The organism is Lentzea sp. NPDC020367 (assembly GCF_044387305.1).
Lineage (GTDB): Bacteria > Actinomycetota > Actinomycetes > Mycobacteriales > Pseudonocardiaceae > Lentzea.
In genome coordinates this window covers 547769-561150 of record NZ_JBIRVV010000002.1, presented here as the reverse complement: position 1 = coordinate 561150, position 13382 = coordinate 547769, and the positions used below count along the sequence as shown (strand labels likewise).

Sequence of the window (13382 nt, the reverse complement as noted above, 5' to 3'; positions counted from 1 at the left end):
AAGCCTGTTCCAGTTGGATGTCTATACCTGGTTCTGAGAGGGCCTTGCACGCCATGGGTAACGCCTGATCAGAGGGCTGGGCGTACCGATCGGCGTAACCTAATGGTGTCACCCAGTTGTGGTGCGTACGCTGGTCAGAGGTAGCGCGTCCGCCGCAGACGCTGACGGAGGAAGAGACGAGATGACCGGACCTCTTTTGCCGGGAGGCAAGCGCCAGGAGGACAGGCATTGTCAGGGCTGCAACACCAAGCTCCCTCTGGCCAATACGGCAAGGCTCTGCGCAACCTGCCATCGCAGTCAGCGTGATCAGCTGCGCACGCCACCTGCCCAACTTCGGAATGAGTTCTTTGAAACCGACCAGTTCCGTGCGGCGTTCGCGAACCAGCACATCGGGCAGGTTTTCAAGGCTTACCGAAACCATCCGATGTTCTTGAGTCTGTATGGGCACACGCTCACTCAGGAACTTTTGGCTCGCTGGCTGAACGTGACTCAGTCGAAACTCAGTCGAGTCGAAAATGGGCCTCCAGAGGAAAACATCCGCTGGCTGCGCACCTGGGGCAGGACGCTTCACCTCCCGCAACATCTTCTGTGGTTTGACTACGCAGGAGGCAGTAGCAGGCAGGTAATCCCCGACCAAAACGGGACTGACGGTCGCGCTCCGATCGATCAGTCGGAGCGCGACCGCATCTTGGTTGTAAGTACCGGGATGGACACCTCCGAACTTGTTGGGCGTATTCGCGCTTCCGCGATCGATCAGCCCACTATTGATGCTCTAAGCTTGACCGTCACACAACTATGCTGTGACTACTCACATGCGGACGCCCGAAAGCTAAAGCGCACTGCACAGTCTTGGCTTAACCACGTCAGTCAACTGCTGAATCGTCAGCTAACCCTCGTGCAGCACAAGGAACTGTTGCATAATGCGGGACTTCTTGCGCTTCTGGTCGGATGCCTTGAGTACGATCTCGGCGAAAAGGCACCTGCGCAAGCTACCCGTGAGATGGCGCTAAAGCTGGGGACTGATTCGGGAGATGCCTCTGTAATTGGCTGGGCTCACGAAATGCTCGCCTGGTTTCACCTAACCACAGGAAACTATCGGGCCGTCATTGCGGCCGCAGAGACAGGAATCATTGCTGCGCCGTCGCAGTCTGTCGCCGTGCAGCTTCACGCGCAGCAGGCGAAAGCGTATGCGCGCATGGGTGATGCGGAGAAGGCTTACGAGGCGATGCAGCTTGGAAGCGAAAAGCTTGGCAGCCTGCCGTATCCAGAACGTCCGGATAACCATTTCGTTGTCGATCCCGATAAGTGGGATTTCTATGCGATGGATACCTATCGCATCGCGGGACGCGATGATCTCGCCAAGCGGAATGCGGAAGAGGTAATCCGACGTAGCGAAACGGCGGATGGTCTTGTGGTTGCGCCAATGCGAAATGCCGAAGCAAAACTTACCCTTGCTGTCGTGGCTGCACGGTCTGGGGACCATGAATACGCAAGCCGGTTGGGCGTTGAGGCGTTCGAGGCAGGGCGTCAAAGTCGCTACTCCCTGTTGATGGTTGCGGCTGAGCTAGATGCAGAGCTGGCGACGCATGGCGTTCACGCGGGCGCGGAGTTCCGTGGTCTCTTCCGCGCGGCCAAGAACCCCAGTAGTGCAAGCGACGAGCTTCCTGGCTGACCTATCTCGTCACCTTGCACCGCTTGCATAAAGCGTCACCTGCTTATGCAAGATTTAGAAGTCGCGCCAAGGGGCGCAGGCTCTGAGCAGGTGTTTCCAGCCGTTGCATATCCGAACGCAGATCTCGAAATAGAGTTCGTCGCGCCGTTCCCGCCTACTTGAGTCACGGCCAGCGAAACCGCTGGTCGGAGCCTCAAGTAAAGGGTTTAACGCCATGCGTTTCTCGCGTTCTGATGTTCTTTCGATTAAGCAAGTGGTGTGGCTGACCGGTGGCAGCGTGCACGCCGTCTGTCACGCGATCCGCGTCGGCAACCTGCCCGTGGTGTGGCGGCGTGGCAAGGCGTGGATTCCGGCTGATGCGATTCGACACCTGGCGTATGCCCGGTCCGGGTGTGTGAGCCGATGAACGAGATCTACGAGCGGGTTGCCGCCGATCTTGATGAGTTCGCCGGGCTGGCGGATGACCAGCTGGTGCACGAGGTCCGCAATCGGGGCTTGTGCGGGTGGTTGTCGACCAGTGGCGAGTATCCGGAGTGGACTGGAGAGTTCCGGGCTGACCGGGAGTTGGCCGCGCGGGTGTGTGCGGACTGCCCAGTTCAGCGTGAGTGTCTGGAGTGGGATTTCCGCGCTCGTGGCCACGAGCCTGCGGGTGTGTGGGGTCCTCTGCCGGAAGACGCCCGGCGTGCGGTGTTCGAGTGCTGGGAGGAACGCCGCGACGGCGGCACCGGGTTGGGTGAGCGGTCATGACCGGGGTCGAGGTGTCTGCTCCGCTCGTGCTGGCTGGTCTGGTCGCGGTGCTCGTGTTGTGGGTCTGCTGGCGGTTGTCGGTGCGGCGGGCGCGCAAGGCGGCGGAGGCTGACCGTGGTGGCGCGCGGCTGCTGTCGCTGACTGGCCGGGTGCTTGTCGGCGCGGGGCTCATCGCTGGCGTTCAGTGGCTCGTTCTGACGCACCCTGGCGCGTCGGGATGGGCACGGCTGGCCGCTCTGTTGGTGCCCGCGTTGTTCGCGTCCTGGGTCCTTGTGCGGGCGCTCACCGTGACAGCGGTGAGTGATCATCTTCGGGGTCGGGGCCGGCGTGGATGATGATCTTGAAAATCCGGGTAAGGAACTTGTCTCTCAAGTCCTAGATGGACAGATCGTGGACGACGAGGAAATCGTTGTGCGGCAACAGGTAAAGCCGTTCATGATCAAGACCGCGGTGAGGTATATCGGCGACCTGGACGGGGTGATCCGAGCACGGTCGGTGATCTTGTATCGACTCCGTTCAGCACCCCGCGATGTGGCCCGGCTGCTGTGGTTCCTGACCAGGGGAACAGGGCGGTGGATCGCCAAGGGCTGGCGATGGGCGTCGTACTCGGATCTCCGGGCCGACGCACGGGCTGCCAGGCTGGCCGGAGACACCCAGGCACGGCGCACGGCGCAGGAGTTGATCCGCTCCGACGCACGGGCACGGTGGGCCAAGCTCGGGATCTTCCTCCGCAGGACGCTTGTCGGCGCAGCGGCCTGCACGGCGCTGCTCGTTCTCCTGGCGCTCGTAGAGGCCGTTCTGGACGTCTCGGCTATGCCGGGGTGGCTTCGGGCCGTCTACGCCGTCAGGGACGCTCTGAGGGCCGCTGTGTCGGCGGCGTGGCCGTGGGTGCCCCCGGTGACTGCGGTCGGGATTGTCGGCGCGGCCGTGTGGGAGGGCCGCGACCGGACGCCGGGTGCGGGATGGCTGACGCGGCCGGACCGCGACGATGCCGGGTCCTGGGTGGACGAACGGATGATTACCCGCGCGCTGGCGCATCTGGGAATCGCTCCGCTGAACGCCTTTCTCAAAGGTGGCGGTGAACTCGTCTACACCCTGGCGGCACGAAAGGACGGCGACGGAACACAAGCACAAATCCGCCTGCCGCTCGGAGTCACAGCCGAGATGGTCTCCGATCGGCGAAAGGTTCTGGCGGCCAACCTGGGACGCGCGTCATTGGAGACGTGGCCCACCACAGGTGAGGAAGACGGAGTGCTTGACCTGTGGATTGCCGACAAGGGCACGCTTTCCGGCGGCGCTGGCGATTGGCCGCTACTGCACGATGGCGTGGTCGACGTGTTCGAGGGTGTGCCGTTCGGCTTGACGCAACGCGGGCTCGTCATCAACGCGCCACTGATCGGAAGCAACTGGCTAGTCGGTGGGCGACCGGGGCAGGGAAAGACCAACCTTCTCCGCGTGCTCATGGTCGGCGCGGCATTGGACCCGACCGCCGAACTGTGGGCGTTCGTCATGGGCGAAAGCCCGGATTTCGATCCGCTGGCGCCGCGCCTGAGTCGCTATCGGATGGGAATGGACGACTCGGTTGCCGCCGATGCCGTTCAGGCCCTGGAGGACCTTCTCGTTGAAATGGAGCGGCGCGGCCGGGTTCTCGGAGAGCAGCCGGGCCGACCGCCGAAGGTATCGCGCAGGCTTGCCGACAACCCGCGATTGGGCCTGCATCCGCTCTTTCTGGCGATCGATGAGTGTCACGAGCTGTTCCAGCATCCCAAGTATGGAAAGCGAGCGGCGGAACTCGCTGTCAAGCTCATCAAGCGTGGCCGCAAGTACGCGATCGTTGTTCTGTTCGCCACCCAATCGCCAACCAAGGACAGCATCCCGAAGGAGATCACGCGGAACATCTCATGCGGCACAGCGTTCGCTGTCGCTGACCACATCGCCAACGATGGTCTATTGGGATCCGGGAAGTATCGCGCCGGTGTGCGGGCAACCGAACTGAGGATGCACACCGACCGGGGAACGTGCGTGGCAGTTGGTGTCACGCATAACTCGTTTGAACTCGTCCGCACGTTCTATCTACCGTTCGAGGACGGCATTGATGACGTCACCCCCATCATTGCCCGAGCAATCGCAAATCTCGAAATTTTGCCGGTAACCGCCGGCGTGAATTTGAAAGAAATCGAGAATACCGCGCCAATCGACCACCTTGCCGACATACAGTCAGCAATCGAAGGAGAGCCCCGTGTCCGCACTCAAACCGTCCTCTCACGGCTCGCAGCACTCAACCCCAAAGAGTACGAACCGTGGACGGCGCGAGACCTCCGCGCTGCACTTCTCGGATTCGGAATCCGGCCAAGGAAATCAGACGGAACGATGGTCATCCGGTCTGAAGACGTCGCGGACGCGATTGCTCATCGCGCCCGCAGTGGCGACGGCGGCGAGACCACAGTGGACACAAGGGAGGCGGCAGGGAGTCAGGGACCTTTCCCTGGCTCCTCCCTGGCGCTAGCTCCCTCTGCTGAACAGCCTGAACGCCTCGCAGGGAGGCCGTCGGGCCAGCTTGGAGGCAGCTCGACCGCAGGCGTGAGGCCGAAGCTAGACGGGCAGGCTGGAGGCTCCCTCCCCGGCGGGATGAGAGGTGATGCTGACGACCGCTAGCTCGTCCGCTAGGGACTTCCCAATCGGTCAGGAGAAAACCGAGCAAGAGGAATGGATTCGGAACTTTCTTGCGAAGCTTGAGCAGCGAGGATTCTTTGATGAAGCCAAAGCGAGAGACATCAGGTCAATACTCGAATAAAGGCGGTGCCCCTGACCTGGGTCAGGGGCACCGCCTTTGGGATAAGGGAAGCGCTAGTCTTCCTCGTGCTCCGGGAAAACCAGCTGATCCGGCTTGAATCGAACGCCGGACCCAACCCTTTTGACGCCCACTCTGGGAAAGAATCGCCGGATCGTGTCTCGTTTTTTGGCGACTTCGGCTTGCATAAAGGATTCCGCGTCATCGACAGGCAGTGGTTGGCGCCGCTTGACCTGATCCTTTTTCAGTGCTGAGATCTTCTCTTGCGCATCTTGTTTGATGTCCGCGAGTTCGGCGATGTTGATGATGTCGTCCTTGAACGCCTGAATTGCAGTGCTGATCTTGGCCTCTAGGCGAGTGATCTCATTGCCGGTGTTATCGACGACCTGCTCTGTCGCGTCCGGCAGTCGCAGGATTGCCTGGTATGTCAGCTCGATGAAGAATTTGTCTAGAGCGCGTGCATTGCGTGAGAGTTTGCCGCATCCTCCGCGCTTCTTGTGGCAGCTGTATACGTGCAGGATGTTCGCGGAGCCGTCCTTGTGTTTCTTTCCGATCTTGGGTTGATGAGCCATCGTGGTTCCGCACTCGGCGCAGACGAGGATTCCGGAGAGCAAGTACTTCGCCTTGTTCTCGGTCGCCCATGCCTTATTTTTGGACAAGTGCTTCACGACTTCGTGGTGCTCATCTTCAGTAAAGATCTTCGGCCAGCTGCCTTTGGAGACCGGTGTGCCTTTCGGGATAACGATGCCTTCTACTTCGATATCACGCTTAAATACGCGGTACCCTGCGTAGGTGGGATCACGCAAAAGCCTGCTTATGTCGCTGACGATATACGGCTTTCCGCTCCGCTTGACGTCTCCTCTGCGGAGCATGTCTTCGCAAATGCTGTGCAACGATTGACCGGAAACGGCCTTGTTGCGGGCGCGCCGGAGAATCTTTGCTTCTTCCCAGTTTATCGCTGTGTAGTCGGCGGAGTAGCCTGTCTTTCGGATGCGGCCTGCTGGAGGCATGCCCGAGATAGCACGGAACTCTTTCTTTGCGCGCTGCCTGGCGGCTGTGATCTTGGCCTCTGCTCGGTTAACAACGCCGATAACGCCGGTCGCGATGTCATCTTTGATTTCGCGGCCAGTGGATTCGAATGTCCTGACCTTGGCCAGCTCTGTGATGATGTGGTATTCCTCAAGAACGGATGATTCTTTGCGAGAGAGCCGATCTTGATCGCGAACGATGACAAAATGGTCCTTGAGGTCACCCCGCATCACTCCCGACATCAGTCGGTCGTAACCGAGCCGCTCGACGTTCTTCATGCCGGACTTGTCCTCGTCGAAGAAGACGCCGCCAACTCCTAGGGTTGGGTCGAGTCGTAGGTTCGCGCTCCGGGCGTATTGCAGACATCGCATTACTTGGGTGGCAAAGTCGTCGCCTACGGACTTGCGGAAGTAGAACACGCAAGGGCGAGCGGACTCGTCAAGGTTCAACAGGTAGTCGCGGTCTGCGCGCAGGGCCGGAGGAAAGAGATCGTCCGTCCCCTTAGGACGGCGGGCGGTGCTGGCCATGTTGACTCCCATCCCCGACCTGACGGTACCTCGTCAGGTGTGTGGTTTCAGAGTGAACAGGACCAGCTCAACGCCAGATCCCACTCGCTGCGCACCGGCCGCGAGTCGGACAACGACGACCGCGCGCCACCCGCCACGTCGATCGCGGCCACGGCGGCGTTGGACAGTCCGGCGGCGAACCGATCGGCCCAGCGCTTCGGTTCCCTGGCGGGCCCGCCGCGCACGCACCGGCCCGGCTCCCACGACAGCGGGCGGGTGCCGAGCCGGATCGCGGGCTGGAAGTCCAGCACCTCGTCGCAGGAGCCGGTGCCGAAACCCAGGTGCAGCAGGCAATGCGCGAACACCCACACCCATTCGGCCTCACCGGCCTTGCGGGTCGGGTGCGCGCGCATTGACCCGTCCAGCGAGATGTCCGCCCACGGGTGGTCGGAGCTCCGGCTCTCGTAGCTGCTCAACGGCGCGAACAGCGGGTGCAGCCGGATTTGCGCGCGTGCGGCCTCGAAGTCCAGCGCGGCCTGGTCGACGTGGGCCTTCCCGCGCCTGCTCATGCGCGTGCGGCGACCAGTCGGGGCAGGTCGCGGGTGACCTCGACGAGGAACCACGCGGGCAGCACGGGATTGCCGTCGTCGTCGGCCGCGATCACCATCTGCGCGATCTCCAGCGACAGCTCGGCCAGTTCCAGCAACAGCGCCTTGCCCCGGTGCGCGAGCTGCTTGCCCGCCGCGGGCGCGTGCGCCTTGTCGTGCGGCAGTTCCTTCACCAGCCGCGCGCGGAACGCCTCGGCCAGGAAGTACAGCAGGTCGCGGTCCTGGGGAGCGGACGGCCAGCGGGCGTCACCGCGCAGCACGGACTCCAGCCCGTACGCGTGCCGCACGGTCTTCACGTACGCCTTGAACATCGACGCGTGGTTCGCGGTGACCGTGCCGAACGCCAGCACCTCCAGCAGGTCGTCGGAGATGTCGTCGCCGAACGAGTGCAGCGCGTCGGAGAGCATGTGCCAGCCACGTGGCGTGGAGAACGACTCCTCGACCTTCGGTGCCGCGCTCCACAGGTGGTCCGGGCGCTGCGTCAGGTACTCCAGCACCCACGGGTGGATGTTGCTCTCACGCGCCCACGTCAGCCAGTCGCGCGCGGACGCCGTGAGGTGCACGTGGATCATGCGGTTCACGAGCGCGGACGCCATCGGGCGCGCCAGGGCGTTGTCGACCGCCCGGTTGCCGGCGCCGATCACGATCGAGCCCTTCGGCAGCTCGTAGGAGCCGATGCGCCGGTCGAGGATCAGCGAGTAGAACGCCTTCTGCACCTCGGGGGAGCTCGCGTTCAGCTCGTCGAGGAACAGGCAGTACGGGTCGTGCCGCGCGATGGACTCCGGCGGGGCGAACCGGGAACGGCCACCGACCAGTTCCGGAACTCCGATGAGGTCCTCCGGCGCGAGCTGCGTGCCGAGCAGCGTCACGCACTCCAGGCCCAGCTCGGCGGCGAACTTGCGCACGAGTGAGGACTTGCCGATACCCGGTGCTCCCCACAGGAAGACCGGCCGGACGACGGCGACGTGCAGCAGCACCTCCGGGAGCTGCGCTGGGGTCACGGTGACTTTGGATCGCATCAGGTGGTTGAGGATGCCTCATCCCACTTGTTCCGGTCGCCCGAATTTGTTGACAGGAGCAGTGGTCTAGTGCTGTGATTCAAGCCACCACTGATAGGAAACCTTCTTAACTAAATCGCCGCCGCGCCCTGCTGTTCCCCTTACACAGGAGGCACCCTGTGGCCAGACCCCTGTTCCTGGTCGTACCAGCAGCTCTCGCACTCGCTGTTGTTCCGGCCGTCGCCTTCGCCGCCCCGGTCCAGTACCAGGCGGAGAGCGCGACGATCGCCAACGGCCTCGTCGAGTCCAACCACGCAGGCTTCACCGGTTCGGGCTTCGTCAACTACGACAACGAGGTCGGCAGCTCCGTCGAGTTCACCGTGAACGCGGGGACCGCCGGTCCGGCGGCGCTCACGTTCCGGTTCGCCAACGGCACCACGGCGAACCGCCCGATGAACATCTCGGTCAACGGCACCGTGGTGGCGTCGAACCTCGCGTTCCCGGGCACCGGCGCGTGGACGACGTGGACCACCAAGTCCACGACGGTCACGCTGAACGCGGGCGCCAACACGATCAAAACGGTCGCGACGACGGCGAACGGCGGCCCGAACCTGGACCGCATCGACGTCGACGCCCAGGCGGGCACGCCGGACACCGTGGCCCCCTCGGTGCCGGGCAACCTGCGCTCGACGGGCACCACGTCGTCCTCGGTGTCGCTGGCGTGGAACGCGTCCACCGACAACGTGGGCGTCGCCGCGTACGTCCTGTCCAACGGGCAGACCGCGGTCGGCACCACGCACACCGTGACCGGCCTGACGCCGGACACCGCGTACACCTTCACCGTGCAGGCGCGCGACGCGGCGGGCAACCTGTCCGGCGCCTCGAACTCCGTCTCGGTGCGCACGCAGCCGGGCACGCCCGGCGGCACCAGGCCGCACGACATCAACGGCCTGCTGCGCGTGTGCGGTGTGCAGCTGTGCAACCAGTACGGCAACCCGATCCAGCTGCGCGGCATGAGCACGCACGGCATCCAGTGGTACCACCAGTGCGCCAAGTCCCAGTGGTGGGACGCGCTGGTGAACGACTGGAACGCGGACTTCATCCGCGTCGCCATGTACATCCAGGAGGACGGTTACGAGACCGACCCCCGCAAGTTCACCGACATGATGCACAGCTACATCGAGGAAGCCACGCGTCGCGGCATCTACGTCCTCGTGGACTGGCACCAGCTCTCGCCCGGTGACCCGAACTACAACCTGTCCCGCGCCAAGACGTTCTTCACGGAGATCGCCAACCGGCACAAGGACAAGACGAACATCATCTACGACATCGCCAACGAGCCCAACGGCACGTCGTGGGCGAAGGTGAAGTCCTACGCCGAGCAGATGATCCCGGTCATCCGCAACATCGACCCGGACAGCCTCATCGTCTCGGGCACGAACGGCTGGTCGACGTTCGGCCACTCCGACGGCGAGGACCCGTCGGTGGTGCTGAACAACAAGGTCAACGCGACCAACTTCATGTACTCGTTCCACTTCTACGCCAACTCGCACAAGCAGGCGTACATCGACGTCCTGAACCGCGTCTCCAGCGCTGTTCCGGTGTTCGTGACCGAGTTCGGCACGCAGACGGCGTCCGGCGGCGGCTCGAACGACTTCACGACGTCGCAGAAGTACATCGACCTGATGGCCCAGAAGAAGATCTCGTGGGCCAACTGGAACTACTCCGACGACGGTCTGTCGGGCGCGGTGTTCAAGACTGGCACCTGCTCCGGCACGAACTTCTCGGGTACCGGTGTGCTGAAGGAAGCCGGTGTGTGGGTGCGCGAGCGCGTCCGCACCCCGGACAACTTCCCGACCAGCTGAACTGACTGAATGAAGAAGGGGTGGTCGCTTCGGCGACCACCCCTTCTTCTTGTGCCCTCTTCTTACGTCAACGGCCAGGTGTGCACGGGTTCGTTGGCGTGCATCAGGTCCACATAGGTCCGCAGCATCGTGCGCAACGCGTCCGCCCGGTCCAGGTGCGTGTGGTCGTAGTGCCGGTGGAACTCCCGCGCCTGCCAGGTGGCGCCGTTCACGCCGCTCAGGCACCGCTGCTCGATGACGCCCAGTAAACGGTCGCGCTCCGCCGAGTCGACGCCCCACCGGATCAGTCCCTCGTGCGCGAGCGGCAACAACCGGCGCAGCACCAGTTCCACCACCGGCACGGTGCCGACGCCGGGCCAGTACATCTGCGCGTCCATCCCGTTGCGCGAGGCGGCGTTGAAGTTCTCCTCCGCCGCCTGGAAGCTCATCTGCGACCACAGTGGACGTTCGTCCTCGGCCAGCGCGCGCACCAGCCCGAAGTACAGCGCGGCGTTGGCCAGGGTGTCCACGACGGTCGGTCCGGCCGGCAGCACGCGGTTCTCGACGCGCAGGTGCGGCCGGTCGCGGACCACGTCGTACACCGGCCGGTTCCAGCGGTAGATGGTGCCGTTGTGCAGCTTCAGCTCGCTCAGCGTGGGCGTGTCGCCCTTGTCGAGCACGGCCAGCGGGTCCTCGTCGTCGCAGATCGGCAGCAACGCGGGGAAGTAGCGGACGTTCTCCTCGAACAGGTCGAAGATCGAGTTGATCCACCGCTCGCCGAACCACACCCGCGGCCGCACGCCCTGGGCCTTGAGCTCGTCGCCACGGGTGTCCGTGGCCTGCTGGAACAGTGCGATGCGGGTCTCGCGCCAGAGCTCCTTGCCGAGGAAGAACGGCGAGTTCGCGCCGACGGCGACCTGCACTCCCGCGATGGCCTGCGCGGCGTTCCAGTACGCGGGGAACTGCTCCGGCGACACCTGCAGGTGCAGCTGCGTGCTCGTGCACGCGGCCTCCGGGACGATCGAGCTGGCCGTGAGGTGCAGCCGCTCGACGCCGTCGATGGAGATCTGCAGGTCCTCGCCCCGCGCGGCCAGCACCTGCTCGTTGAGCAACGCGTAGCGCGGGTTCCCGGAGAGCAGACCGGGGGAGATGTCCTTGGTGCGCAGGGTCGGCAGGATGCCGTTGATGACCATGTGCGCGCCGACCGCGCGGGCCTTCTCCTCGGCGTCGTTGAGGCTGCGGCGGACCGTCTCCTCGAACGACGTGATGCCGCCGCCCGCTAGCCGGCGCGGTGCCACGTTGATCTCGATGTTCCACTGACCGAGCTCGGTCACGAAGTCCGGGTCGTCGATGACGTCCAGGGCCTCGTGGTTCTTCATCGCCGGATCGCAGTTCTCGTCGATGAGGTTGATCTCGATCTCCAGGCCCGTCATCGGCCTTTCGAAGTCGAAGCGCGCTTCACGCAGCATCCGCGCGAACACGTCGAGGCATCGCCGCACCTTGGTGCGGTACCGCGTGCGGTCCTCGCGCGTGAACTCGTGCTTCGCGACGTCCTCGCCCATGGTGGCCTCCCGGCGGTCGAGGGTTCAGCCCACCACTCTGCACCATGGTTGATCAATCCGACACTCGTGTGTCCTGTTCCGGAACAACACGACATTCCCTACCCGCGTGCGGGCACCGCGATGACGGTCAGCAGGAGGTCGCCCTGCACCAGCCAGCGGCCGTCGAACCCGGCGATCGGGGTGCCGGGCAGCAGGATGCGCGAGTGGAACGTGCCGTCGGCGTTCAGCGTGATGTCCGCGTCCTCGAACCCGAGCCACTGCTTCGTGACCGGGTACCAGGCCTTGTAGGTGGACTCCTTGGCGCTGAACAGCAGCCGGTCCCAGCAGATCTTCGGGTCGTCGACCTTCAGCCCCGGCATCCTGCGCAGCTCGGCCGGGATGGCGATCGCGCCCAGCACGCCGTCCGGTGCGGGCTTGTGCGGTTCGGCGTCGATGCCGATCGTCTCGAAGTCGCTGTCGCGGGCCAGTGCCGCGGCCCGGTACCCGGCGCAGTGCGTGAGGCTGCCGACGATTCCGGCCGGCCACAGCGGTTCGCGCTTCGGTCCCGGCAGGATCGGGGCGGGCTCGACGTCGAGCCGCCGCATCGCCTCGCGGGCGCACGCGCGGACCGTGCCGAACTCGAACCGGCGCTTGGGCACGGCGTTGCCCAGCAGCGCCTCCTCCTCGGGGAAGAGGTCGGCCGGCTGTTCGTCGTCGTACCGCTCCACGGCCACGATGGGCGGGGGGAGGACCTGCTCCAGCACTTAGGACTCCCGAAGCACGTCGTGCAGCTTCACCTGGGTGGTGCCGCGTGGTTTCCACTCGCGCGGGTAGCCGAGCGAGACCTCGTCGAAGCGCACGCCGTCGTAGTGCGTCGTGCGGGGGATGTGCAGGTGGCCGTAGACCATCTCGACCACGTTGAACCGCTTGTGCCAGTCGGCGGTCAGCGTCGTGCCGCACCAGAGCGCGAACTCGGGGTAGCGCAGCACGAACGTGGGGTCGCGGACGAGCGGGTAGTGGTTGATCAGCACGGTCGGGCCGCTGACCTGCGCGAGCCGCTCCTCGGTCTCCTTCACGCGCGCCTGGCACCACGCCTCGCGGGACGGGTACGGGTCGGGGTGCAGGAAGTACTCGTCCGTGCACACCACGCCCGCCTCGTGCGCGATGGCGAGGGCCGACTTCACGTCCGTGGCACCGTGCGGCCGAAAGGAGTAGTCGTAGCCGAGGAAAAGTGGACAGACGGTGACCGGACCCCGGGGACCGTCGAACGTGACGTACGGGTCTTCCGGCGTGATGACGTCGAGGCTGCGGCACAGCTCCACGAGCTGCTTGTAGCGCATCTCGCCGCGGGCCTGGTTGGGGTCGTCCTTGGTGGTCCACAGCTCGTGGTTGCCCGGCGACCAGATCAGCTTCGCGAACTTCGGCCGGAGGGTGGCGAGCGTCCACTCGATGTCGGCGAACTTCTCCCCGATGTCCCCGGCGATGATCAGCCAGTCGGTCTCGTCCGGTGAGGCGATCGTCTCCACGACCTGGCGGTTGTCCTGGTAGGAGACGTGCAGGTCGCTGGTGGCCAAGAGCTTCACAGTTCGACGGTATCTGTGGCGTCAACGACCGGATCATTACCCTCCGGTGGGCCACTCGATCGT

At 64.3% G+C, this 13382-nt stretch carries 11 protein-coding genes; 5 read left to right on the top strand and 6 right to left on the bottom strand.

Translation table 11 applies throughout. The features are described 5' to 3' along the window. The first annotated feature begins 181 nt into the window (after positions 1–181). The 4 genes from ACH413_RS09770 (at position 182) to ACH413_RS09755 (ending at position 5074) form a co-directional block, all read left to right on the top strand. Positions 182–1672 (top strand): hypothetical protein, encoded by a 1491-nt coding sequence (locus tag ACH413_RS09770; RefSeq protein WP_360032558.1) that lies wholly within the window; start codon positions 182–184, stop codon positions 1670–1672. Positions 1673–2074: 402 nt separating this feature from the next. Continuing rightward, the gene (locus ACH413_RS09765; protein ID WP_360032561.1) at positions 2075–2419 is read left to right on the top strand and encodes a WhiB family transcriptional regulator; all 345 of its coding nucleotides are present in this window, start codon (positions 2075–2077) and stop codon (positions 2417–2419) included. Next, on the top strand, positions 2416–2754 hold the full coding sequence (locus ACH413_RS09760; RefSeq protein WP_360032564.1) for a hypothetical protein: 339 nt from the start codon (positions 2416–2418) through the stop codon (positions 2752–2754). The genes ACH413_RS09765 and ACH413_RS09760 overlap by 4 nt, the downstream gene beginning before the upstream one ends. Next, positions 2720–5074, top strand: coding sequence for a hypothetical protein (locus ACH413_RS09755; protein ID WP_360032567.1), 2355 nt, complete (start codon positions 2720–2722; stop codon positions 5072–5074). The genes ACH413_RS09760 and ACH413_RS09755 overlap by 35 nt, the downstream gene beginning before the upstream one ends. Positions 5075–5266: 192 nt before the next feature. Here the strand turns inward: ACH413_RS09755 and ACH413_RS09750 are convergent, their stop codons facing one another. The 3 genes from ACH413_RS09750 to ACH413_RS09740 are packed head-to-tail and all read right to left on the bottom strand — an operon-like array spanning position 5267 to position 8372. Continuing rightward, entirely contained in the window at positions 5267–6766 is a 1500-nt protein-coding gene (locus ACH413_RS09750) for a recombinase family protein (protein ID WP_360032570.1), read from the bottom strand. Positions 6767–6813: 47 nt separating this feature from the next. Next, entirely contained in the window at positions 6814–7314 is a 501-nt protein-coding gene (locus ACH413_RS09745) for a hypothetical protein (protein WP_360032573.1), read from the bottom strand. Then, on the bottom strand, positions 7311–8372 hold the full coding sequence (locus ACH413_RS09740; protein ID WP_360032576.1) for a MoxR family ATPase: 1062 nt from the start codon (positions 8370–8372) through the stop codon (positions 7311–7313). The genes ACH413_RS09745 and ACH413_RS09740 overlap by 4 nt, the downstream gene beginning before the upstream one ends. Positions 8373–8530: 158 nt before the next feature. Here ACH413_RS09740 and ACH413_RS09735 point away from each other — a divergent pair, with 158 nt between their 5' ends. Further along, positions 8531–10216, top strand: coding sequence for a cellulase family glycosylhydrolase (locus ACH413_RS09735; protein WP_360032579.1), 1686 nt, complete (start codon positions 8531–8533; stop codon positions 10214–10216). A gap of 62 nt (positions 10217–10278) precedes the next feature. Here ACH413_RS09735 and ACH413_RS09730 read toward each other — a convergent pair whose 3' ends face one another. The 3 genes from ACH413_RS09730 to ACH413_RS09720 all read right to left on the bottom strand — a co-directional run bounded on the left by ACH413_RS09730 (position 10279) and on the right by ACH413_RS09720 (position 13319). After that, on the bottom strand, positions 10279–11757 hold the full coding sequence (locus ACH413_RS09730) for a glutamate--cysteine ligase (RefSeq protein ID WP_360032582.1): 1479 nt from the start codon (positions 11755–11757) through the stop codon (positions 10279–10281). Between the two features lie 98 nt (positions 11758–11855). Beyond that, positions 11856–12500, bottom strand: coding sequence for a 4'-phosphopantetheinyl transferase superfamily protein (locus ACH413_RS09725; RefSeq protein WP_360032585.1), 645 nt, complete (start codon positions 12498–12500; stop codon positions 11856–11858). After that, positions 12501–13319 (bottom strand): metallophosphoesterase, encoded by an 819-nt coding sequence (locus ACH413_RS09720; RefSeq protein ID WP_360032588.1) that lies wholly within the window; start codon positions 13317–13319, stop codon positions 12501–12503. Positions 13320–13382 lie beyond the last annotated feature (63 nt).

Excerpts from the sequence above, each read along its gene's own strand:
- ACH413_RS09770 (WP_360032558.1), top strand. The coding sequence starts at position 182 with ATGACCGGACCTCTTTTGCCGGGAGGCAAGCGCCAGGAGGACAGGCAT.
- ACH413_RS09765 (WP_360032561.1), top strand. The coding sequence starts at position 2,075 with ATGAACGAGATCTACGAGCGGGTTGCCGCCGATCTTGATGAGTTCGCC.
- ACH413_RS09760 (WP_360032564.1), top strand. The coding sequence starts at position 2,416 with ATGACCGGGGTCGAGGTGTCTGCTCCGCTCGTGCTGGCTGGTCTGGTC.
- ACH413_RS09750 (WP_360032570.1), bottom strand. The coding sequence starts at position 6,766 with ATGGCCAGCACCGCCCGCCGTCCTAAGGGGACGGACGATCTCTTTCCT.
- ACH413_RS09745 (WP_360032573.1), bottom strand. The coding sequence starts at position 7,314 with ATGAGCAGGCGCGGGAAGGCCCACGTCGACCAGGCCGCGCTGGACTTC.
- ACH413_RS09740 (WP_360032576.1), bottom strand. The coding sequence starts at position 8,372 with ATGCGATCCAAAGTCACCGTGACCCCAGCGCAGCTCCCGGAGGTGCTG.
- ACH413_RS09730 (WP_360032582.1), bottom strand. The coding sequence starts at position 11,757 with ATGGGCGAGGACGTCGCGAAGCACGAGTTCACGCGCGAGGACCGCACG.